At 55.1% G+C, this 23,135-nt stretch carries 23 protein-coding genes; 12 read left to right on the forward strand and 11 right to left on the reverse strand.

The genetic code is table 11. From position 1 onward, the window contains the following. The first annotated feature begins 10 nt into the window (after window positions 1–10). The 6 genes from rsmD (at window position 11) to V5T82_RS11235 (ending at window position 3,729) form a co-directional block, all read left to right on the forward strand. On the forward strand, window positions 11–574 hold the full coding sequence (gene rsmD / locus V5T82_RS11210; protein ID WP_332895727.1) for a 16S rRNA (guanine(966)-N(2))-methyltransferase RsmD: 564 nt from the start codon (window positions 11–13) through the stop codon (window positions 572–574). Between the two features lie 152 nt (window positions 575–726). Continuing rightward, window positions 727–1,125, forward strand: coding sequence for a hypothetical protein (locus V5T82_RS11215; RefSeq protein WP_332895728.1), 399 nt, complete (start codon window positions 727–729; stop codon window positions 1,123–1,125). Between the two features lie 57 nt (window positions 1,126–1,182). Further along, window positions 1,183–1,413, forward strand: a complete 231-nt coding sequence (locus tag V5T82_RS11220; RefSeq protein WP_332895729.1) for a sulfurtransferase TusA family protein — start codon at window positions 1,183–1,185, stop codon at window positions 1,411–1,413. A 60-nt stretch (window positions 1,414–1,473) separates the two neighbouring features. Beyond that, complete coding sequence (locus V5T82_RS11225) at window positions 1,474–2,613, forward strand: NAD(P)/FAD-dependent oxidoreductase (RefSeq protein WP_332895730.1); 1,140 nt, start codon at window positions 1,474–1,476, stop codon at window positions 2,611–2,613. Window positions 2,614–2,628: 15 nt separating this feature from the next. Further along, complete coding sequence (locus V5T82_RS11230) at window positions 2,629–3,156, forward strand: helical membrane plugin domain-containing protein (RefSeq protein ID WP_332895731.1); 528 nt, start codon at window positions 2,629–2,631, stop codon at window positions 3,154–3,156. A 168-nt stretch (window positions 3,157–3,324) separates the two neighbouring features. Beyond that, window positions 3,325–3,729: a bacteriohemerythrin gene (locus V5T82_RS11235; protein ID WP_332895732.1), complete on the forward strand. Its 405-nt coding sequence runs from the start codon at window positions 3,325–3,327 to the stop codon at window positions 3,727–3,729. Here V5T82_RS11235 and mutL read toward each other — a convergent pair. From mutL to V5T82_RS11280, 9 genes are all read right to left on the reverse strand, one after another. Continuing rightward, window positions 3,726–5,540 (reverse strand): DNA mismatch repair endonuclease MutL, encoded by a 1,815-nt coding sequence (gene mutL / locus V5T82_RS11240; RefSeq protein ID WP_332895733.1) that lies wholly within the window; start codon window positions 5,538–5,540, stop codon window positions 3,726–3,728. The genes V5T82_RS11235 and mutL overlap by 4 nt on opposite strands. Further along, a complete protein-coding gene (locus V5T82_RS11245) occupies window positions 5,537–6,847 on the reverse strand; it encodes a phosphoglucose isomerase-related protein (RefSeq protein WP_332895734.1) in 1,311 nt (436 codons plus the stop codon). The genes mutL and V5T82_RS11245 overlap by 4 nt, the downstream gene beginning before the upstream one ends. Window positions 6,848–6,921: 74 nt before the next feature. After that, on the reverse strand, window positions 6,922–8,235 hold the full coding sequence (locus V5T82_RS11250) for a M16 family metallopeptidase (protein WP_332895735.1): 1,314 nt from the start codon (window positions 8,233–8,235) through the stop codon (window positions 6,922–6,924). Then, window positions 8,232–9,578 carry a M16 family metallopeptidase gene (locus tag V5T82_RS11255; protein ID WP_332895736.1) on the reverse strand — a complete coding sequence of 449 codons (1,347 nt, stop codon included), beginning with the start codon at window positions 9,576–9,578 and terminating at the stop codon, window positions 8,232–8,234. Before V5T82_RS11255 ends, V5T82_RS11250 begins: the two co-directional genes overlap by 4 nt. Before the next feature lie 112 nt (window positions 9,579–9,690). Continuing rightward, window positions 9,691–10,251, reverse strand: coding sequence for a DUF3035 domain-containing protein (locus tag V5T82_RS11260; protein WP_332895737.1), 561 nt, complete (start codon window positions 10,249–10,251; stop codon window positions 9,691–9,693). An 11-nt stretch (window positions 10,252–10,262) separates the two neighbouring features. Then, entirely contained in the window at window positions 10,263–10,793 is a 531-nt protein-coding gene (gene lspA / locus V5T82_RS11265; protein WP_332895738.1) for a signal peptidase II, read from the reverse strand. A 3-nt stretch (window positions 10,794–10,796) separates the two neighbouring features. Further along, complete coding sequence (ileS, locus tag V5T82_RS11270) at window positions 10,797–13,628, reverse strand: isoleucine--tRNA ligase (protein WP_332895810.1); 2,832 nt, start codon at window positions 13,626–13,628, stop codon at window positions 10,797–10,799. A 52-nt stretch (window positions 13,629–13,680) separates the two neighbouring features. Further along, entirely contained in the window at window positions 13,681–14,628 is a 948-nt protein-coding gene (locus tag V5T82_RS11275; RefSeq protein WP_332895739.1) for a bifunctional riboflavin kinase/FAD synthetase, read from the reverse strand. Window positions 14,629–14,718: 90 nt separating this feature from the next. Further along, the gene (locus V5T82_RS11280; RefSeq protein WP_332895740.1) at window positions 14,719–15,180 is read right to left on the reverse strand and encodes a MaoC family dehydratase; all 462 of its coding nucleotides are present in this window, start codon (window positions 15,178–15,180) and stop codon (window positions 14,719–14,721) included. 254 nt (window positions 15,181–15,434) lie between these two features. On the opposite strand from V5T82_RS11280, the gene V5T82_RS11285 reads away from it, so the two are divergent. Continuing rightward, window positions 15,435–16,784 carry a PAS domain-containing sensor histidine kinase gene (locus V5T82_RS11285; RefSeq protein WP_332895741.1) on the forward strand — a complete coding sequence of 450 codons (1,350 nt, stop codon included), beginning with the start codon at window positions 15,435–15,437 and terminating at the stop codon, window positions 16,782–16,784. Between the two features lie 10 nt (window positions 16,785–16,794). On the opposite strand, the gene V5T82_RS11290 is transcribed toward V5T82_RS11285, so the two are convergent. Together V5T82_RS11290 and V5T82_RS11295 are read right to left on the reverse strand one after the other, a co-directional pair. Continuing rightward, window positions 16,795–17,190, reverse strand: a complete 396-nt coding sequence (locus V5T82_RS11290) for a hypothetical protein (protein WP_332895742.1) — start codon at window positions 17,188–17,190, stop codon at window positions 16,795–16,797. 11 nt (window positions 17,191–17,201) lie between these two features. Continuing rightward, window positions 17,202–17,978, reverse strand: a complete 777-nt coding sequence (locus V5T82_RS11295; RefSeq protein WP_332895743.1) for a sulfite exporter TauE/SafE family protein — start codon at window positions 17,976–17,978, stop codon at window positions 17,202–17,204. Window positions 17,979–18,288: 310 nt separating this feature from the next. Between V5T82_RS11295 and ccoN the strand changes: the two genes are divergently transcribed. The 5 genes from ccoN (at window position 18,289) to ccoG (ending at window position 23,127) form a co-directional block, all read left to right on the forward strand. Continuing rightward, window positions 18,289–19,764: a cytochrome-c oxidase, cbb3-type subunit I gene (gene ccoN, locus V5T82_RS11300; RefSeq protein ID WP_332895744.1), complete on the forward strand. Its 1,476-nt coding sequence runs from the start codon at window positions 18,289–18,291 to the stop codon at window positions 19,762–19,764. 14 nt (window positions 19,765–19,778) lie between these two features. After that, entirely contained in the window at window positions 19,779–20,495 is a 717-nt protein-coding gene (ccoO, locus tag V5T82_RS11305; RefSeq protein ID WP_332895745.1) for a cytochrome-c oxidase, cbb3-type subunit II, read from the forward strand. Between the two features lie 3 nt (window positions 20,496–20,498). After that, entirely contained in the window at window positions 20,499–20,675 is a 177-nt protein-coding gene (locus V5T82_RS11310) for a cbb3-type cytochrome oxidase subunit 3 (RefSeq protein ID WP_332895746.1), read from the forward strand. After that, window positions 20,668–21,522 carry a cytochrome-c oxidase, cbb3-type subunit III gene (ccoP, locus tag V5T82_RS11315; protein WP_332895747.1) on the forward strand — a complete coding sequence of 285 codons (855 nt, stop codon included), beginning with the start codon at window positions 20,668–20,670 and terminating at the stop codon, window positions 21,520–21,522. Before V5T82_RS11310 ends, ccoP begins: the two co-directional genes overlap by 8 nt. 156 nt (window positions 21,523–21,678) lie before the next feature. Next, window positions 21,679–23,127 carry a cytochrome c oxidase accessory protein CcoG gene (gene ccoG, locus V5T82_RS11320; protein WP_332895748.1) on the forward strand — a complete coding sequence of 483 codons (1,449 nt, stop codon included), beginning with the start codon at window positions 21,679–21,681 and terminating at the stop codon, window positions 23,125–23,127. Window positions 23,128–23,135: the final 8 nt, after the last annotated feature.

Consider the following 23,135-nt stretch of genomic DNA (forward strand, 5'->3'; position numbering starts at 1 on the left):
GACCCCTGCGATGAGAATTGTCGGTGGCAAACATAAAGGTCGGCCGCTTGACGCCCCCAAAGGCCGCGACACCCGCCCCACATCGGACCGCGCGCGCGAGGCCATGTTCAATGTGCTCGCCCACTTGCCGGACGCACCAGGCCTGCACGGCGCACACGTGATCGATGTGTTTGCCGGAACCGGGGCCTTGGGCCTTGAAGCCCTGTCACGCGGAGCCGCCTTCGCCACCTTCGTTGAAAACCACAGAGCCGCGCAAAAAACCATCCAGGCCAACATTCAGACTTTGGACGAAGGTGCGCAGACACAGCTGCTGCCCATCAAAGCCCAGACGCTTCCCCCGGCCCAAACACCCGTGGATTACGCCTTTTTGGACGCGCCTTACGAAAAAAATTTAACCGTACCCGCGCTGGAAACCTTGATCGGTCAAGACTGGCTCAAACCCGCCGCCATCGTCATGGTGGAAATCGCCGCCGAGGAAGACTTTGTCGCCCCGGACCAACTGACTGTTATCAAAGACAAAACTTACGGGGCTGCAAAAGTCCTATTTTTGCGCAATTGTTCCGATACCCTATAACAACACTGTGCTAGCTGTAGTACGCAACTATCTCATGCGTTTCATCCGTAGATAAATACACTATTTTTGTGTGGATATAGCGAACCCCTTTGTTGTAGAACTAATGCTCAATGTAAAAATCTACGCAGGGAATACGCAGGGGGTGCGAACCAATGGCGACACAGCCACTTTACATTATTTTGAGCTCATCCGACCGCGACACGTTTCAACTCGTGTCTATGATCGCTTCTGTTGCAGCCGTTTCCGAACGCCCGGTGCACGTGTTCGTGTCCATGGGGGCAATCAAGGCCTTTGATAAAAGCACAACGGGGAACGATCGTTATGGCGACAGCGCGTTGAACGCTGTCTTATGCGACAAAAACGCGCCCGACCCGATCGACATGTTTTCGCAAGGCAAAATGCTGGGCGAAATGACCGTGTGGGCATGCTCCATGGTGCTGGACGTTTTGGGCTGGGATGAAAGCAACTTGGTTGAAGATTTGTTCGACGGCCAAATGGGTCTGACCAAGTTTTTAAGCGACGCGGAAGACGGACAGCTGTTGTCCATGTAAGATGCCCTGCGGGGATGCAAGAAAGACCAAAAAGTACGGCCAGGGAGGCCATAAATTATGAGTGAGCGGAAAATCATCGATGCACGCGGGTCCTTTTGCCCCGGTCCTTTGATGGAACTGATTGCAGCGTTAAAGCTGATGGAAATCGGTGAAGAGGTGGAGATTTGGTCGACCGACCAAGGCACCGCAAAAGACGTGCCCGAATGGGCCGCCAAAGTTGGCCATGAAACGGTCGATTCTGGGGAGAAGGAAGACCACTGGTTTGTGGTCGTGAAAAAAACCAAGTAACGACATGCCCTTTCCATGCTGGGGAGCATGAGAAGTGAGGGGGTTAGAGGGAGGATTCTTATGTCGAAAAAAGTACTCATCGTCGGTGGCGGTTTAGCCGGCACCATCATTGCCAACGGATTGATTCGTCACATCGGCGAAGAAATCCGCAAAGGCGACGTTTCCATCACCATGTTGGGCACGTCCGATACGCACATGTATCAACCGGGCTTGCTTTACATTCCGTTCGGTAAAATCCGCGAGCGCGAACTGTTCCGCCCGCAGCGCAAAGTCTTGGACAAGCGCGTTATCTTCCACATCGACCCGGCGACTAACATCGACGTCGAAAACAAGAAGGTCACATGTAACTCCGGGACCGTGCATGACTACGACTATTTGGTCATCGCCACTGGCTCGCGTTTGATGCCGCAAAACATTCCGGGTTTGGCCGAAGGCGCGCACTGGCTCTACGACTTGGAAGGTGCCCGCAAAATGCGCGACGCCCTGGACAAGTTCGAAGGCGGCAAAATCGTCGTCAACGTCAACGCACCGCACAAGTGCCCAGTCGCCCCCTTGGAAATTACCTTCATGCTCAAAGAGTATCTAGAAGGCAAAGGGCTGTGGGATAAAACGGAAATCACTTATACCTATCCCATCGGTCGCCTTCACGCGTTGGAGCCGGTTGCCGAATGGGCCAAACCGGCCATGGATGAAGCAGGCATCAAGTACGAAACCTTCTTCAACACCAAAGAAGTCGACCCGGCCGGTAAAACCATTGAATCGGAAGAAGGCGTCACGCTGGATTACGATTTCTTGGTCACCATCCCGCCGCACAACGGCGCAGAAGTCATCACGGAATCCGGTCTGGGCGACGGCGGCTGGGTGCCGACCGATAGGAAAAAGCTCACCCACCCCGAACACAGCGACGTGTTTGTCTGTGGCGACACCACCAACATCCCGATTTCCAAAGCCGGTTCCACGGCACACTTCGAAGCGGACACCGTCATCGACAACTTGGCTTCATTGCTGACCGAGGGACGCTGGGCGCGTGACTACGACGGCAAGGTGTTCTGCTTTGTGGAAACGGGCATGAAAACGGGAACGTACGTGTGGTTCAACTACGAAACGCCGCCGAACCCCGGTGCGCCTTCGCAAATGATCCACTGGTTCAAACTGGCATACAACCGACTGTATTGGCTGTCCGCCCGCGGTCTTCTGTAAGGGAGGGGCCCTATCATGAGTGATACTCAAGACAACGGACTGCGCTTGGTCCAAGCCGCCCAAGACGCACTCACCGACGGTATGGTGGAACGTTTCGCCGAAACCGGCGGCAATGCCTTGGAAGTGCTGGACCGTCTCAACAACGAAGACACCCGCGATGCGGTGCTCAACATCATGGATCGCATGACCGAGCTGCAACGCTCCGGTGCACTGGACACCTTGTTCGACTTGGTGATCTTGCTGCACGGCGCACGCTCGGCTCTGACCGATTCCATGGTCGAGCGTTTGGTGATCTGGATGGAATGCATGATCTCCAACGTGGCCAACGAACACTTGGCCGAGTTCGCAGGCGAAACCGTTGACGCCATGCACGACGCAGCCATTGAAACGGCTGCTGAAAACTCTTCTGGGGGCTTAATGTCTACCGTTTCGATGCTGAGCAAGCCTGAAACGCAACAAGCTCTCAAATTCCTGATGACGTTCGCTGCTAAAATGCAGAAGAACGCGACCGACTCCCAGGGGAATACCACAACGAACGGATAGCCCTCCCTTCGTCCACGTATTTCTCTTTTGCCGTGGTTCCCCTTTTGGGGTTCCACGGCCTTTTTTTGTGCCCCTAGATCGTATGAAGAATTGACCTTGCCTGTGAATCAGGAGACACTGATATAAATACGGCATCAGTGGGGCGCGCTGAGAGTGGATCAAAAAAATATGCTTATTGAATGGGATCAATCCCTGAGTGTCGGCATTGATAAAATCGATAGCGACCATAAAAAGCTGCTGGATATCATTAATGATTTCGGGAGCGACGACGACAAAACGCGTGAAGAACTGACCACTCTGATCAACGATCTGGTGGACTACACCCGCTATCACTTTGATCGCGAAGAAGATCTGATGGCGGCCAACGGCTACGTCAACTTGGAAAAACACCAAGAAGAACACGGCATCTTCATCGCCAAACTGTTAGAGCTCGGCATCATGTTGGAAACCGAAGACTTAGACACCACCCGCAACGAAGCCGGGCAGTTCCTATCCATGTGGCTGACACGCCACATCCGCATGTCGGACATGGATTATATCAGTTGCGTCGTTTCCGGCGGGTTCTCGTCTTAGCGCCGACCAAACAACTTTTCAATATCGCTGAGTTTGAGCTCCACGTACGTGGGCCGTCCGTGGTTGCATTGACCGGAATGCGGCGTGGCTTCCATTTCGCGCAGCAGTGCGTTCATCTCTTGCGCGTTTAACCGCCGTCCAGAACGCACCGAGCCGTGGCAGGCCATGGTCGCGGCAACGTCGGACAGCTTTTCTTGAAGCGACAAGGTCTCCCCCCACTCTGCCAAATCGTCGGCCAAGTCGCGCACCAAGGTCTGAATGTCGGTTTGCCCCAACAGGGCCGGTGCTTCGCGCACCACCACCGCACCTTCGCCGAAGGGCTCAATGATAAGCCCCAGTTCCGCCAGCTCGTCAATGCGCTTGGACAGGCGCACCACGGCAGGTTCGTCGAGCTCTACCACTTCGGGCAGCAACAGGCCTTGGCGTTTGATGCCACCCTCGGCCAGGGCCTGTTTCATGCGCTCATAAACCAAACGTTCGTGAGCGGCGTGTTGATCGACGATGACGATGCCGTCGGCGGTCTGGCTGACGATATAGGTTTCGTGCACTTGGCCGCGGGCGACACCCAACGGGAAGTCCGCACCGTCTTCGATGGGCTCAGCCATCCCTGGCGCGCTGCCTTGGGTGTTGGCCGTAGGCGTCATATCCAAGTTGTTCAGCGGGGCTTGAAATTCAGCGGCGCGATCTGACAGGTGTTGGGTTGGATAGCCCGTGCCTTGGGTGTAAGGGCGCGACTGAAACTGACCTTGGCCGGTGAATTCAGTGTTTTGAACAGCGCCTAAGGCTGCGTTGGACACCGTGGTCGATGCCCGGTGTCCCGCATCGGCCAACGTATGTTTCAGTGCACTAACGATGAGACCGCGCACCAAACCCGCATCGCGAAACCGCACTTCGGTTTTCGCCGGATGCACGTTGACGTCCACTTGATCAGGCGGCACGTCGAGGTAGAGCGCAATATAAGGGTAGCGGTCATGCGCCAAAAAATCCCGATACGCGCCCCGCACGGCGCCGAAGAACAGCTTGTCCTTTACGGGCCGCCCGTTCACAAACATGTATTGCTGCTGTGCATTGCCGCGATTGAGCGTCGGCAGGCCGATGTGCCCGGCCAAGTGAATGCCTTCGCGTTCGGCCTCCACCAACAAAGCGTTGTCGAAGAAATCCCGGCCCATGACCTGGCCCAAACGGTCTAGGCGCTTGGACAGAAAATCGCCCTGAGCCCGATTGAGACGCGTCACCGTCCGCATGCCGTCGGACAACACGAAGCTGACACCCGGATGCGCCATGGCTAGGCGATTGATCATCTCTGTGGCGTGGCTGAGCTCTGTGCGCGGTGTTTTTAAAAACTTCAAACGTGCGGGCGTGGCAAAAAACAGATCGCGGATTTCAACGCGCGTCCCTTTCGGGTGGGCCGCCGGTTGAACATCACCGACTTTGCCGCCTTCCACGTGGATGGACCAAGCACTGTCGCCGTCTTCGGTGCGAGACGTCATGGTCAGGCGCGACACCGCGCCGATGGATGGAAGCGCTTCACCGCGAAAGCCCAAGTGCTGAATGTGCACCAAATCATCGTCGGGCAGTTTCGACGTTGCGTGCCGTTCCACAGCCAACGCCAGTTCATCCGGGTCCATGCCCTTACCATCGTCTGTCACGCAGATGAGTGAACGCCCGCCGTCGCGCAGTTGAATTTCAATGTTGGACGCACCTGCATCCAGGGCGTTTTCCACCAGCTCTTTCAACGCGCTTGCCGGGCGTTCCACCACTTCACCGGCGGCGATTTGGTTGACCAGAGTGTCCGGGAGCCTGCGGATCATTCGCCCATGTCCAGCAAGAATTTGCGCGCCAGGACTTTACCTTCTTCGACAGCCGGTTGGTCAAACGCGTTCACACCCAGCAAGCCTGCCGCAATCATGGTTTCCAACATGAAATGCATCATCAGCCCACCCATAACTTCTTCGTCCAGGCGTTCCAATTCAAACAAGCGCGTGGGGCAGCCGTTGTTGATCAGCGTCTGCGCGGTGGCGCGTTGTTCGGCGTCCAGCAAATCCCCCATGCGGCGGCGTTGCAGGTATTCCAGTTCGGACTCTTTGACCAAAGCGTTGGAGATCAAACCACCTTTACCGGCCACCTCCAACGTGATCAGCGTGAACATTTTGTCGCGCGGACCGTCTAAGTAGAGCTGCATCTGGCTGTGCTGATCGCGCGTCCCCATGGCGCGGATCGGGGTCGATCCCGTCCCATTTTTGCCCAAGCTTTCGGCCCACAGCTGTTGAAACCACAGCCCAAAGTTCGCCAAACGATCCACGTAGGGCATCATCACCGTGTTGGCGATGCCTTTTTTCTTCAAAAACGCGACCTTAATCGCCGCACCCACAGCTGGGTCGCTTTCGCGCGGATCGGGGCCTTCCAACGTCGCATTGAGAACCTCCAAGGCCCCACGGCGTACGGCTTCAGCGTCCAGCCCCGCGATCATGGCCGGCAACAGCCCCACCAAGCTCAGCGCCGAATAACGCCCGCCAATGTTGGGATCATGGTCCAAAATTTTCAGGTTCAAACGCGTTGCCAGAGATCTCAGCGGATTGCTTTTGTTGTCGCGCTCTGTAATCACCAAGGCGTGACGCGGCACACGATCGCGCCCGATCAACGTCATCAAACGGTCCAAGCACGCAATGAACTGCGCCACGGTTTCCGCCGTGCCGCCGGACTTGGAGATGACAATGAAGCCCGTGCGTTTGAGATCCAGCTGTTCGTACAACAGTTCAAACGTATCTGGGTCCACATTGTCCAAAAAGTGCAGGCGCGGGCCGCCTTTGCGCGGGCCAAAGCCACTGTCGGCTAGCGAATACAACGTCTGCCCGCCCAAAGACGAACCCCCTGTGCCCAGAATAACCACATCGTCGAAGGCTTTGCGAAACCGCTTGGCGATAAAATCCAGCTCTTCGAGATCGTCCGTGTGCGCAGGCAAGCTCAACAGCGGCAACGTTCCGTCGTCGCGCGCTTGGCGCAGGCCGTCGATGATTTGGCCGGTTTGGGCTTGGAGCTCGTGAAACTCTTCTTCCAAAAGGCCGTGTTCGCCCACGTGCGTGCGGAAACAGGATTGAATAATGTGACGGTAGAGCATCGCGCCCCTGATCTTGTAGAAAACCTAAGTTCCCAGCGGCAATACCCCCAGGAATCGGCCCCCAGATTACCACGTCAGGGCTTTGAGACAATGCCTGCGGGACGTCCGACGATAATGATGTCCAACGCATCGGGCTTGAGCAGCGTGCGCGCCACGCGATTGACGTCGTCTCGGCTCACCGCACCGATATATGTTTTACGCCTGTCCAGATACTCCAGACCTAAGTCATTGATTTGCATAGAAACCAAGACCCGTGCAATGGTGTCGGTAGAGGTTAGCGTCAACGGAAACGAGCCCATCACATAGTTTTTGGCACTGGTGAGCTCAGCCTCGGTGATATCGCCGTTGGCCATGCGTGCCCATTCAGTGCGAATCACGTCCACAGTTTCCGCCACCCGGGCATTTTCTGTCGCCGCCGATCCGATCAACACCCCGGCCAAGGCCATGGGATAATTCCCGGTGCCGACCGAATAGGCCAAACCGCGTTTTTCACGCACTTCGTCATAAAGGCGGGAGGTAAACGATCCTCCGCCCAAAATGTGGTTCATCACCAACACGGCGTAATAGTCGGGATCTTGGCGCTTCAAACCGGCTTGACCGAAAACAATAGTGCTTTGCGGAATGTCACGTTCGATGACTTCAAGCTTTCCGCTCACTTTGGCTTGGGTATGGGGCTGGTGCTGGAACGCAGGCTGCCCAGGCAGATTGCCAAACGCTTGGTCTAAAATGACTTTGAGCTGTTCAGCCGTCACATCCCCCGTCACGCCAATGATCAGGTTTTCACGGCCCAAACGCGTGCGCACAAAGGCCTTCAGATCGTCCTGCGTGATGGCTTCGACCGTTTCCACGGTGCCGTCGCTGTCATGGGCATAACCGTGGCCGTCGAACATGGTTTGATAGAGCGCGTTGTACGCGATTTTGCCTGGACGTTCCGAACTGGAGCGAATGCCCGAAATGATCTGGCTTTTGAGCCGCGCCACGGGCTCTTGATCAAAGCGCGGTTGGGTCAACGCCAAGTTCATCAGCTCTGCCGAGCGGTCTAAGTTCTCCGTCAGCGTTTTGATCCGCCCGGAAAAGCGATCGTAGCCCGCTTCAAAACGAAGGGTGATGGATTGATCCGTCAGGGTTTGCTGGAACATTTGACTGTCCATCTCCCCCGCGCCCTCATCCATCGTGCTGGCGGCGAGATTAGCGAGCCCTTTTTTGCCTACCGGATCCAGCTCTGATCCTCCTAAAAATGCGAAACGGATAGCGACCACGGGGTTGGAATGGTCTTCAACCAACCAAGCGACGATACCCTTGTCGCTTTCGACGCGTTGGACGTCTACGCCAAAGGCTTGAACGGGAAGAACGGCGATAAAAACTGCCATGAGCCATTTCAGTTTCATTGGCTGGCTCCTTGTTGGGGCAACAGCTTGGCCGTGGTCCGTTTGGGTTCATCCATCACAGCTTTGAGCGCGTCGAGCACGTCTTTTGCCGTCACCGCAGAGATGCGGTCCGGCCATTTTTCAACGTCTTCAATGGTGTGGCCTTGGGCTAATGCGCCGCCGATGGCCCAAGCTCCGGTTTTAAGAGAATCTCGCGAAAAGACAGCTTCCGCCTGCATGCGTTTTTTGACCCGCGCCAATTCATCTTGTCCCAAACCTGCGGCCAGAAGCTTGTCGGCTTCTGCGTAGACTGCGGTTTTCAAATCATCCAATTCAACGCCCGGAAGCGGAGACGCATAGAACACGAACCGCCCGTCACCGCGCTGGCCGGAATCGTAATACGTCCCCACCGACACGGCCAAGGGCTGTTCGATCACCAAGGCACGATACAGACGCGACGTTCCGCCGCCGCCCAAAATTTCCGATAAGATTTCCAAGGCCGCCACACGTGTGGCATGGCCATTGGTGAGAGACGGCTGAATGATATTGTCCGACCAGCTGGCTTGTTTGACGCGCGGGTCCGCCAACACCGTTTCCCCGCCTTCGATTTTGGCGTCAATCAACAGCGATTGGCGCGGCGCCAAGCCGGACGGTTTTTTGGGGCCGTAGTGCTGTTCAGCCAAGGCTTTGACACGCTCCACCGTCACGTCGCCCGCAACCACCAAAATGGCGTTGTCGGGGGCGTAATAGTCTTTGTAAAACGCCAACGCATCTTCGCGGGTCAACTGTTCCAACTCGTCACGCCAGCCGATGATGGGACGTCCGTAGGGATGATCTTTGGGATACAGTTTTTGGTTAGATTGTTCGCGCAGCCGCGCCGCTGGTTTGGTTTCGATGCGCGAATTGCGCTCTTCCAACACCACTGCCAGCTCGGTGCGGACGTCTTCTTCGCTCAAGACCAAATTGGTCATGCGGTCGGCTTCCAGCTCCATCACCATGTCGAGCTGGTCGGACGCCACGGTTTGGTAGTAGCCAGTGTAATCCAAGCTGGTAAAGGCATTTTCCTGCCCACCATATTCGGCGATACGTGTGGAAAACTCACCGTCGGGGTGCTTGGGCGTGCCTTTGAACATCAAGTGTTCAAGCACGTGTGCAATGCCGGATTTACCTGCGGGTTCTTCCGCCGAGCCCACCTTGTACCACACCATATGCAGCACCACGGGGGCACGGTGATTGGGCAGAACGACGACCTCCATCCCGTTTTTCAGGGTAAAGGTGTGCGGATTGAACACGCCCTCTGCGCGCGCATGCGACGCCACGAGGAGAACAGCCGATAAGAAGAGAGAAACGATAAATGTGCGCATCAAATTCACTTTAAGTTTTTAGACTGGCTAAAATATATGTGCCTAATGCGGCAAAAAAAGGAATAAAAAAGGGCCGGTCAATCCGGCCCTTTGTTGTTATGAAAGCAACGGTCTAGTTAAACCAGCCGCCAAATACACCTTCCAGAGGCGCGCGGGATTTCTTGCGGATAACGGGGCTTTCGCCTTCGTTCACCGGCTGACCCAACGCTTGGTTTTCTTGGATGCGTTTCATCTCACCCGACGGCTCAACTACGTCGCCGGGGTCGGGCTCGAACATCAAAGCTTCCATGAAGTTTTGATCTTCTTCGGCAAAGGCCGAGGTTTCACGGTTCACCGTTTTGCGAATGTCGGGCTCAGCATTGTGCGCGCCCGCTTTCGACAACAAGGCCGTGGTGCCGGGCGTATCCGCTTGAATCGGTTGGTTTTGGGCTTCTCGGCCACTCAACAACACGCGACGGGCTTGGTTTTGTGCGTTATCGGCTTCGCGCGTTCCCGCAGCTTCGGACGGCGGACGCAGGCCGAAGTCCGGCGGCAAGGTCAGCGGTGCGCGGGTATAAACCGAAAATTCGTCCGGCGCGGCTTTGGTTTGCGTCAAGGCTTTGCGCGCACCATCACACCCCGTAAGGGCCACGGCACCGACCAAAACCAACGCTGCAAATTTGACTGTCTTCATTTTTCCATGCCTTAGGCTTTACCATCCATCTGTTCATTGTCGTCTTCTTGGGACGGTTTTGCAAACAAGGATTCCCACACGATCAGCATCGCTCCCATAACAATAGCGCTATCGGCGACGTTAAATGCAGGCCAATGATACCCCAAAACATGCACATCTAGGAAGTCTGTCACGGCACCAAAGCGAAAACGATCAATCACATTTCCCAAAGCACCGCCGATAATCGCCCCAAAAGCCAGCGCACTTACACGTGAATCAGCCTTACTGAGCCACACCGCGAGGGCTGCAGAAATCACCAAACTCAGCCCAATCAGAATGTCCGGACCGTGGTCGCCCACATCGCCAAACATGCCAAAACTGATGCCCGGGTTCCACGCCAATACGATGTTGAAAAACGGGGTGATCTCAAAGTACGGCTGCGCGGCGGCTTGAAACAAGTTCAATATCAGATACTTAGAAATTTGATCCGACACGAATATGGCAACAGCCACGGTCCAGCCCATGGCCTTCGCCTTTTTCAGCTGATCCGCTGAAGCGCTCATGGTTTAAGCCCCTGCGTGTTCGACAGCGTCGGCACAACGTCCACACACCGTCGGATGTGCGGAGTTGGAGCCAATATCGTCCAAAACTTTCCAGCAGCGTTCGCATTTTTCGCCGTCTGCCAACGCAGAAACCACACCGACGCCTGCGATACCGTCCACGGTGAACGCACCGTCGGGCACGTCGCCTTCGATCAATTCAGCGTCAGATGTGATGGCGATTTCGGCCAAATCGACGCCGACCATGGCCGTGACGTAATCCGCCGGGGCGTAGACTTTCGGGGCGGCTTGCAAGCTGGAACCAATACGTTTTTCCGCACGTTCGATTTCCAACGCACCTGTAACGACGCGGCGCAGTTCACGAACTTTTGACCATTTGGCGGCCAATGCATCGTCTTCCCAGTTCGCCGGAACGTCCGGGAACAGGCGCAGGTGCACGCTGTCGGCGTCGGGGAAGCGGGCTTGCCAAGCTTCTTCCGCCGTGAAACACGCAAACGGTGCCAGCCAAGCCGTCAGACAGTTGAAGATTTCGTCCAACACCGTGCGTGTTGCGCGGCGCAAGGTCGAATCGGGCCGTTCGCAGTACAGCGTGTCCTTGCGAATGTCGAAATAGAACGAGCTCAGCTCGATGGCACAGAAGTTATGGAGTTCCGTGAACAACGGGTGGAAGTGGAAGTTTTCGCACGCGTCCCGCACTTTGGCGTCCAGTTCCCACAAACGGTGCAGGACCCAGCGTTCCAGCTCGGGCATTTGGGCATGATCCAAACGCTCTGATTCTTCAAAGCCGTCCAAGTTGCCCAGCAGATAGCGCAACGTATTGCGTAAGCGGCGATAAACGTCCGTGTGGCTTTTGATGATGTCGGGCCCGATGCGCAGGTCGTCGGAATAGTCCGAGCCCACCACCCACAAACGCAAAATATCCGCACCGAACTTGTCGTTCACGTCTTGCGGGCTGGTCACGTTGCCCATGGATTTGGACATCTTGCGCCCGTCTTGATCCAGCACGAAGCCGTGGGTCAAAACCGCGTCATAGGGTGCGCGCCCACGCGTGCCGCAGCTTTCCAAAAGTGAGGAGTGGAACCAACCGCGGTGCTGGTCGGAACCTTCCAAATAAAGGTCCGCAGGCCAGCTGAGGTCGTCGCGATTTTCCAAAACGAAGCTGTGGGTCGAGCCCGAATCAAACCAAACGTCCAAGATGTCATCGACCTTGTCGAAGTCGTCGGCATTCAAGTCGTTGCCCAAGAATTCTTGAGGATCACGCGTATACCAAGCATCCGCGCCGTCTTCTTTGAAGGCTTGCACAATGCGGTCCATGACGGCTTGATCGCGCAAGGGCTGGCCCGTCTTTTTATCGACGAACACGGCGATGGGCACGCCCCAGGCCCGCTGACGCGACACGCACCAGTCGGGGCGTTCGGCGATCATGGACTGCAGGCGGTTCTTGCCTTGCGCAGGCACGAAGCGTGTCTCATCAATGGCTTTCAAAGCCTTTTCGCGCAGATCGTTTTGCTCCATGGAGATAAACCACTGCGGCGTGTTGCGGAAAATCACCGGCGCTTTGGACCGCCACGAGTGCGGATAGCTGTGTTCGACACGATCGGACGCCAACAGGGCGCCCAACTCATCGAGTTTTTCCATCACATGTTTGTTGGCGATATAGCGAGTTTTCTTTTTCTTCTCATCGAAGATCAAGATTGGCATACCTTCGAACATGGGCACTTGGTCGGTGTAGAGACCATCGCCGTTCACGGTGTTAGGCACGGGAACCCCGTGCTTCATGCCCAATTCCCAGTCATCTGCGCCGTGGCTGGGGGCAATGTGAACGATGCCGGTACCCGATTCGGTCGTGACGAAGTCACCGGCCAAAGCCGGAACGTCAAAATCATAGCCATGGCCCGCAAACGGGTGTGCGCAGACCGTGCCTGCAAGTTCGGATCCCTTAAACGTCGCTTCGACTTCATGCGCCGTGATGCCAGCCACTTTGCAGACGTCTTCCAACAGTTCTTTAGCGACAACCATTTTGCCGAGACGGGTGTCGTCTTCGGCCTTAGTCGCGTTAAACACGACATACTCAATGTTGTCGCCATAAGCCACCGCACGGTTGGCGGGGATGGTCCACGGTGTGGTGGTCCAGATCACGATGGACGCGTCTTTGATCGCGTCAACCGATGTCTCTTTGATGGGGAAGCGTACAAACAGCGTTTGCGAACTTACATCGTGATATTCGATTTCAGCTTCAGCCAATGAGGTTTTTTCCACCACCGACCACATGACAGGCTTGGCCCCTTTGTAGAGCGAGCCGTTCATCAAGAACTTGCCCAACTCCGCCACGATCTGCGCTTCGGCGTCGTGGGTCATGGTGGTGTAGGGTAAGTCCCAGTTGCCGATACAGCCCAGGCGCTTGAATTCTTCTTTTTGGATCTTGATCCACTCGGCGGCGAACTCGCGGCATTCTTGACGAAACTCCACAACGGGGACTTCGTCTTTGTCTTTGCCTTCGGCGCGGTATTTTTCTTCGATCTTCCACTCAATCGGCAGGCCGTGACAATCCCACCCGGGGACATAGTTCGCGTCTTTGCCCATCATTTGTTGGGAGCGTACGATCACGTCTTTCAAGATTTTGTTGAGCGCGTGGCCGATGTGCAGGTGCCCGTTCGCATACGGGGGGCCGTCGTGCAAAACAAACGGATCGCGCCCCTCGCCCGCTTTGCGGCTCAAACCAAACAGGTCAATCTCTTCCCAACGCTTCAAGGTTTCCGGTTCACGCTTGGGCAGGCCTGCGCGCATGGGAAAATCGGTTTGGGGCAAAAAGACTGTGTTTTTGTAGTCCGTCATGATCTGGGAATACCGTTATAAAACTGGAATTGTTTGGATAAATCGAAGGCCTGTTTTAGCCTTCTTTTGACAAGATTTCTCTAGCTTTTTCGCAATCAATGGCAATTTGCGCTTTAATCGCGTCAAGCCCGGCGAATTTTTGTTCCGGGCGCAGGCGTTCGATGAGCTGCACACGCAAGTGCTTGCCGTACAAATCGCCTTCAAAATCAAAGAGATGGGCCTCCAACAAAACGTCTTCGCCGTCCTTGAAGGTGGGGCGTTTGCCCACATTGCAGACACCGTTGATCCACTGCGTCTCCAGGCCTTCATCCACGCCTGCGCGGATGGCATATACGCCAAGCGCCGGGCGGAGAAAATCGCTGAGATCTAAATTGGCTGTGGGGAAGCCCAATTGGCGGCCGCGCTGGTCGCCTTTTTCGACCCGGCCTTCCAACTCTGCGGGGCGTCCCAGAACGTGGGCCGCGCCGCGCGGGTCGCCTGCAATCAAATACTCCCGCACGCGGGTCGACGAATACACAATGCCGTCTTCATCCGCCACTTTGGGCACGGCGGTGAAACCAAAACCCAGTTCGCGGCCCATGTGCAACAATGTGTCGCAATCGCCGGAGCGCTTTTGGCCAAATTGAAAGTCATAGCCGGCAACCACATGGGTTGCGCCCAAACCGCCCACCAAAACGTCTTCGACAAACTGCTGTGCCGTGAGGCCAGCAAATGCAAAGTCGAAATGCTGAACCAACAGCTCGTCCACGCCCAGTTGTTCAATCATGTGCGCCTTGGTGCGCATGGTGGACAGACGAAACGGCGCACCGTCCGGTTTGAACAATGCGTCCGGGTGGGGCTCGAAAGACATCACCGCCCACGGCACGTTGGTGGCACGCGCAATGGACCCGGCCTCGTTGATGACAACTTGGTGGCCTTTGTGGATGCCGTCGAAGTTGCCAATGGCGACGACGGAGCCGCGGGCGTCTTCTGGCAGGTCGGTGTAGTGTCTAAAGATGCGCATGATGCGCGAAAAGTGCCCATGGGAACGCGCTGGGTCAAGGGAAATTACGCAAAATCAGCGCAAATCCCCTAGCCCGCGCATTTTCAAGCTTTAGCGCTTGGGCGGCATCAAGGTCGCTTCGCCGATCAAAACCTCTTTGCCGTCAACCAGACAGCGGCAATTGAATTGCACAAAGCCACGCTTTTCAATCAGATCGGTGATCTCGACCTCAGCCGTGACCACATCGCCAGCTTTGACCGGCGCGCGGAATTTGAGGCTTTGGTTGATGTAAATCGCTCCCGGCCCCGGCAAAACGGTGCCAAAGACCGTGGAGACAAAACCCGCTGACATCATGCCGTGCGCAATGCAGCCGCCGAACGGCGTGTGCTCTGCGGCAAATTCCGGGTCCAAGTGAACCGGGTTGTTGTCGCCCGATACGTCCGCAAACGCCTGGATGTCAGCGTCCGTGACTTCCTTGGTGAAGCTGGCTTTTTGGCCGATTTCCAATTCGTCAAAGTAATAGGCATTCCCCGGCGCAGCACCTGCGCCTTTGGTCAGAATTTCGCCACTCATGAGATCAGTTCCCTGTTGTCGGTAGACTTGGACGAGCCTTCGCCCAGCACACGCTGCACCGCAGCAAAATTAAGCTTACTCAGTTCGCACATGCGAAGCAAGGATGCATACCCGAAGATATCTTGATCCCAGAACTTTCATGCCCAAGTTTAGGCAATAGAGAATACGGGCCTTTTGGAATGATACAAAACCGACCCTCTTCCCACGTTTTCCTCTCCCCCTTTTGGATAGCCTTAATCTACGGCGCCTTTGGGGTGTTGTGGATATTTTTTTCCGACAAGGCTGTGCTGGCCTTGGTCGCAGACCCTCAGCACGTGACAGCGTTGCAAACGGCCAAAGGCTGGGTGTTTGTCGGGCTGACAGCGGCGTTGATCTTCGCTCTCTGCCGACGACTGGTTAACGATACCCACAGCGCCCATAACGTGGCATTGCAAGAGATTGCCGACCTGCGTCAAAGCTACGAACAACAGACGGCGCAAATCCGTGCGCGAGAAAATTACATCCGCGAAGTCGTGAACAACTCTGCTGAAGCCATCGTAACACTGGACGAACGCGGCAAGATCGAAACCTACAATCCAGCGGCGGCAAAGGTGTTCGGCTACAGCGCTGAAGAAGCCATCGGTCAATCCATAGCCTTGGTCATCCCCGAACACAGCCGCGCTGTTCACGACGTTTATATGAACGATTCCCAGCAGTTTTCCAAAACCATCTTGAACAAACCCCGCGACATTCTAACCGTGCGTAAAAACGGCGAGGAATTCCCCTTGCGCATCAACATTTCGCAAATGTCCGTGCGAGACGAGCACAAATATGTCGCCATCATGCGCGACATCACCGAACGCAAAGCCTTAGAAGACGATTTGCGCTTCGCCAAGACCATGGCGGAACAGGCCAACCGTTCAAAATCGGAATTCTTGTCCTCCATGAGCCACGAACTGCGCACGCCCTTGAATGCCATCATCGGGTTTTCCGAATCCATGCTCAGCGGGGTATTTGGCCAAATCGAAAACGCATCCCACACCGAATACCTGGGCCACATCAATGCCAGCGGCGAGCTATTGTTGGAGCTCATCAACGAAGTTTTGGATTTGTCCAAAATCGAAGCCGGGAAATTGGATTTACGACTAGAGCCCACCTCCCCGTGCGACATGATCGCTTTGTGCACCGACATGTTCCAAGACCAAGCGAAAAAGCACGACATCTCTATCGACATCGCAACTGGAAACACCCCAAACAACATGGTCAACGCCGACCCTCGGCGTTTGCGCCAAGTCTTGATGAACCTGATTTCCAACGCCATCAAATACAACACCACTGGTGGCAAGCTCACCATCGACTGCAACATGCCCACGCAAGACCGATTACGCATCCTTGTCACTGATACGGGGACAGGCATTTCGGCTGCGGAAATGACCAAACTGTTCGTGCCGTTCAACCGTTTGCACGCCGAACACAGCGGCATTCCCGGCACCGGCATCGGTTTAACGCTGAGCAAAAAGCTCATGGAAGAAATGAACGGAGAGATCGGTGTCGAATCGGTCAAAGGCGAAGGCTCGACGTTTTGGATCGAATTGCCGAAAGTGACTTATCAGCACACCACTTAGGCCAAAGGTCTCACTTTGGCCGTCGCCGTTTGAGGCGCGGCTCTGTCGTCATCACACGACGTTTTTTTGGGGCTGGCGGCTTTTCAGGCTGTGAGGGTTTTGCAACCTCGTCAGACAAAATAGCTTCATCAAACAAGTTCGAACGCTGAGCTTGGGTTTCAGCCCGCTGCTCAATCAACGACAAGGTTTTTTGCACCGTCGGATGGCGCGACGGCACGCGTGCGCTCTTTAACAGGTGTTCACGTGAGATCACGTCCAAGACGGCCTTCGCGGTTTTTGCGTCTTTGCGCCGCTCTACCCAGCGCAGATACGCCGCTATGGTCCAGGGATGGGCTGGCAACGATTTCAGCCCGCGAGCTTTGCACCAGCGCCGAAAGTCCCCCCACATGCGGGTCCGCGTTACCATGGCTTAAGCCCTCACAAAACGTCCCAAGCCAAATACATCAAAAACAAACCGTTGACGATCAACAATACCGGCGCACCTTGCTTGGCGATGTCGGGCCACCGTCCCAACAGCGCACCGCCCGTCAAACCGAGGCCAAATAAGGCGGGAATTGTGCCCAGCCAAAACGCCATCATGGCAAAAACACCCGTTAACCAGTCCCCAGCGGCGCCGGTGGCGGCCAATGCGCCATAAACCAATCCACAGGGAATAAAGCCCAAAATCAGCCCCAAAACATAACCGCGCAGACCTGTCGGATGGGCAAACAAAGGCTTTACCCACCGCCCAAGAGCGCGGGCGAAGACGCCTTCTTGGGCCGTGTTTCGGTCTTTAACTGGAATCAGCTGGATGCCAAAACTGCGCAGCGCATAGCCCAAAAAGAACACCCCAGCGAAGGCCAACAACACCGCCGCCAGCCATTTTAAGGAATCCAACCTCACCAATTGTTGAGAAGCCATGCCCACAAGACCGCCCAAGACGATGTACGTCGTGCCCCGGCCAAAGTGATAAGGGAACAGCGCGCCACCACTGAGCCGCTTGAATTCGCTCATGTTTTGTAATGACACGGCTTCGAGACGCGATTGAACCTGGGATAATACGAAAGGACCGCACATGCCGATGCAGTGCGATGCCCCACCTGCGAAACCCGCCATAAAAAGCGCCATCAACAAACCTTCAGACCCGTCAATGGCTTCACTGCAGTGAGATATCCCGGCTAACAAGAGGCTTTGTAAAAATACATCTTCAGTCATTATTGGGGGTTATGCCTTTGTTTTTGGATGATTTTCATCTTCATTTGTTGTTAAAGATGCATGCTAGATACATTTTTAACTTCTTTATCGCCGTCCAAACGCATTTTATCGTCCATTTAGATGAGACGTCGCTAAAATAACGTTGCATTAAACAGAAAAAAAGTGTTTAAATTCGGCCAGTCGGGTCCTCACTATACACCTTTTGTATGTGAGGCCCGTTTCAGCACTGGGATTGAAATGCTCATCGTGCAACACCACCCGCGTGATGAGCGGCTCACTCAGTAAACAACAACAAGGTTGGGAGCCAGAGATGTCTTCAGCATCCCTAGCAAATCCGGCAGCCTCTGAACCGATGTTTCATGACGCTATTATCAAAAAATACGTCATTGCAGCGGTTTTCTGGGGTTTGGCTGGTTTCCTGGCAGGCGATTTGATCGCTTGGCAGTTGGCCTTCCCTGTCCTCAATTTGGACTTGGAATGGACCTCCTTCGGACGTTTGCGTCCGCTTCACACGTCGGCGGTGATCTTTGCCTTCGGCGGTAACATTTTGATCGGTTCGACCCTCTACGTGGTGCAGCGCACTTGCCGCGCATCCCTGTTTGGCGGGGCTTTCCTGGGTAACTTCATTTTCTGGGGTTATCAGCTGTTCATCGTTTTGGCAGCAACGGGTTACCTGCTGGGTATCACCCAGGGTAAAGAATACGCTGAACCGGAATGGTATGTTGATCTGTGGTTGACGATTATCTGGGTCTTGTACCTGGTTCAATTCGGCGGCACCGTCATCATGCGTAAAGAGCCGCACATTTATGTGGCAAACTGGTTCTTCTTGGCATTTATCGTCACCATCGCCATGCTGCACCTGGGCAACAACGCCACGGTTCCTGCAGTTCTGTTCGGCGGCGAATTCACCAAGAGCTACATCGTTTGGGCCGGCGTTCAAGACGCTATGACCCAATGGTGGTACGGCCACAACGCCGTGGGCTTCTTCCTGACGGCTGGTTTCTTGGGCATGATGTACTACTTCGTGCCAAAGCAAGCTGAGCGTCCGGTGTATTCCTACCGCTTGTCCGTGATCCACTTCTGGGCTCTGACCTTCTTGTACATCTGGGCTGGTCCCCACCACTTGCACTACACCGCTCTGCCGGATTGGGTGCAAACGTTGGGTATGACCTTCTCCGTTATGCTGTGGATGCCGTCTTGGGGCGGTATGATCAACGGTGTGATGACCCTGTCGGGTGCTTGGCACAAGCTGCGCACTGACCCGGTCTTGCGCTTCATGGTCGCTTCTGTTGGTTTCTACGGTATGTCCACCTTCGAAGGCCCGCTCATGTCTGTGAAAGCTGTGAACTCTCTCAGCCACTACACGGATTGGACCATCGGCCACGTGCACGCTGGTGCTTTGGGTTGGAACGCACTGATTTCCTTCGGTGCAATCTACTACTTGGTGCCGAAACTGTGGAAACGTGATCGCTTGTACTCCTTGCGCTTGGTGAACACGCACTTCTGGATCTCTACGATCGGTATCGTGCTGTACATCGCTGCCATGTGGGTGTCGGGCATCATGCAAGGTTTGATGTGGCGTACGTATGACAGCCTCGGCTTCTTGCAGTACTCCTTCATCGAAACTGTTGAAGCGATGCACCCGTACTACATCATTCGCGCAACGGGCGGCTTGCTGTTCGTCTTGGGCGCAGTGGTGATGACCTATAACCTGATCCGCACGGCCAAAGGCCATGTGCGCGATGAAGCACCGATTGGTCTCGACCAACCGGCAGCTGCAGAATAAGGGAGGCAGTTATCATGCAACAAGTGCTTGAAAGAAACTTTATCCTCCTCACCGTTGTGACCTTGCTTACGGTTGCTATCGGTGGTTTGGTGCAGCTCGTTCCGCTTTACACGATGGAAAGCACCATCGAAAAAGTGGATGGCGTTCGTCCGTACAGCCCGCTCGAACTGGCGGGTCGGAGCATCTACATCCGTGAAGGTTGCTACCTTTGCCACTCGCAGATGATCCGTCCTTTCCGTGACGAAGTGGAACGCTACGGCCATTACTCTTTGGCTGCAGAAAGCATGTACGATCACCCGTTCCAATGGGGTTCGAAACGTACCGGTCCTGACCTTGCTCGCGTTGGCGGCAAGTACTCGAACGACTGGCACATGGCTCACTTGATCAATCCGCGCGAAGTTGTGCCGGAATCGATCATGCCGGGCTATCCGTTCCTCATGCGTCCGCTGAACGTTCCGAAAATCGCAGGGGAAATGAAAACCCTGGAATTCGTCGGCGTTCCGTACACGGATGATCAAATCGCAAATGCCCAAGCAGACTTGATGGCGCAAGCCAACCCGGATGCTGACGGTGCTGACGCTGTAACCGAACGTTATGGCAAAGCCGTTGTGGGTAATTTCGATGGCGACACTTCCACCTTGACCGAGATGGACGCCCTTGTGGCCTATCTCCAAATGCTGGGTACGCTTGTGGACACCACGTCCTACAAAACCAGCCCGGATGGGAGATAAGTCATGGATTTGATGACCATTCTTGAATTGGCAAAATCAGCTTGGGTCGTATGGCTCACGTTGGTCTTCGCTGGCATCGTGTTCTGGGCATTTCGTCCCAGCAACAAGAAGCGCTTCGAAGACGACGCCATGATCATCTTTAAGAATAACGGTGATAAAGGAGGACACGCTCATGGCTAACATCGAACGTGATGAAGTCAGCGGCACCGAGACCACCGGTCACGAGTGGGACGGTCTTAAAGAGCTGAATACGCCTCTGCCGCGTTGGTGGCTGTGGACCTTCTGGGCCACGATCATCTTCTCCGTCGTCTGGTGGGTCCTGTACCCGTCCTGGCCGACGTTGAACGGCTACTGGAAAGGCACGTTGAACTACTCTTCTCGTGTCGACGTTGCTAACGACTTGGCAGCACGTGATGCATCACGCGCTGGCGAATTGAAGAAGTTTGCGACGCTGGGCATCGCTGATGTCGCAGCTGACAAAAAGCTTTCTGAATTCGCCATGGCTGGCGGCAAAGTGATCTTTGCCGACAACTGCGCACCGTGTCACGGTTCCGGCGGTACGGGTGCTCCGGGTTATCCGGTGCTGGCAGATGACGATTGGCTGTGGGGTGGTTCTCTCGAAGCAATCGAGACCACCGTACGCTACGGCATCCGCTCCACCCACGACGACACCCGCGTCAGCGAAATGCCGGTGTTCAGCGATGACTACCTGAGCGATGCTCAGATCACCGCTGTTGCCGACCATGTCCTGTCGCTCGGTGGTGCTGGTTCCAGCTCCGCAGCTGGAGCTCAAGTCTTTGCCGACGAGTGTGCTGCTTGCCACGGTGAAAACGGCGAAGGTGGTCGTGACTTCGGTGCTCCGAAGTTGAACGATGGCATCTGGCTCTATGCCGGCAGCAAAGCTGACTTGGTTGCTCAGATCGGCAAACCGAAGCACGGTGAAATGCCGTCTTGGCTTGGTCGTCTGGATGACGCGTCCATCAAGCAAGTGTCGATTTACGTGCACTCACTTGGCGGCGGTGAATAAGTCCCTTAAAGCGCACGTCTTAGCGCTTTAAGCAAAACTGAGGGGGGGAGAGTTCCATGGTATGGTTCTCCCCCCTTTTTGCTTAAAATAATTTGTTATGACCTTTAGTATTTTCTGTAACCGAACGCCTAAGAATTCGATTTAAAGAGGATCCCCATGGACCATCACCACGAAGAAAACTATCACCATGTGCCGTCGTCTCCGTCTTTGTACGCGAAGCACAAGAAAATCTACCCGCAAAACATTTCGGGTTATTTTCGCACTTTGAAGTGGAAAGTCAGCGCCGCTGTCTTTGCCTTTTACTTCTTGGCACCTTGGATCCGTTGGGATCGTGGTGAAGGTCAGCCGGACCAAGCCATTTTGGCGTCCATGAACTTGCGCCGTCTGTATATGTTCGACATCGAAATCTGGCCGCAGGAAATTTATTACCTGACCGGGATTTTAGTTTTGGCCGCCGTCGGACTGTTCTTGGCCACCGCCATGGCCGGACGTGTCTGGTGTGGCTTCGTATGTTGGCAAACCGTTTGGACCGACCTATTTGTTTGGGTTGAACGCAAGCTTGAAGGGGACCGCAACAAACGCAAACGTTTTGATGCGCAACCTTGGAACTTCGACAAAATCTGGCGCAAAACGGCCAAACAGTTGATCTGGATTGCCTTTTCGCTGCTCACGGGTGCTGGGTTCTTGTTCTTCTTCAACGACGCCCCCTCCACAGCCATGAGCTTGCTTGACGGCAGCGGCACTGAAGCCGAATACGGGTTTACCGCATTGTTTGGCGCGACCACCTATTTGTTGGCCGGTTTTGCTCGTGAACAAGTTTGCATCTACATGTGTCCGTGGCCGCGCTTCCAAGGTGCGATGTTCGACGAACACTCCATGATCGTGACCTACGAAGCTTGGCGTGGTGAACCGCGTGGTAAAGCCAAAGAAAAAGAAGCCAAGGATTTGGGCGACTGTGTCGATTGCGACCTGTGCGTCAATGTCTGCCCCACGGGCGTGGATATCCGCGAAGGCGATCAATTCCAATGCATCGGCTGTGCCCTGTGCGTGGACGCTTGTAATTCCATCATGGCCAAACTGGGCCGTCCGGGTGAATTGATCACGTATGATTCCGTGTCCAACCAAATGGCGCGTGAACGCGGCCTGCCGGACAAAAAACGCCTGATCCGCAAACGCACCATTGCCTATATGGTGATGCTCAGCGCCGTGGTCGGTTTGATGACATATGGTTTGATGAACCGCTCAGAGCTGGAAATCAACGTTCAGCGCGACCGCGCACCGCTGTTTGTGCAGTTGTCCAGCGGCGAAATTCGCAACGGCTATACGTTTAAACTGTTGAACATGATCAACGAGCCCCAAGACTTCACCCTGTCCATTGCCGGGTTGAACGGTGCAAAGATGACTGTTATCAACGTCGCCAAATATCCGGTCAATCAGGTCGAGCTGCATGCTCCGGGCGATACCGTTACAACGTTCCGCATTTTTGTGCGCACGCCGCGGGCCAGTGTCGACGATCAGTTCGAAGACATGAGCTTCATTTTGACCAATACCGCAACCGGCAAGGTCACAAACTATCCGCAACGCTTTGCGGGCCCGGATAAGTAAGGCATTTG

It is taken from the genome of Magnetovibrio sp. PR-2, assembly GCF_036689815.1.
Taxonomy (GTDB): domain Bacteria; phylum Pseudomonadota; class Alphaproteobacteria; order Rhodospirillales; family Magnetovibrionaceae; genus Magnetovibrio.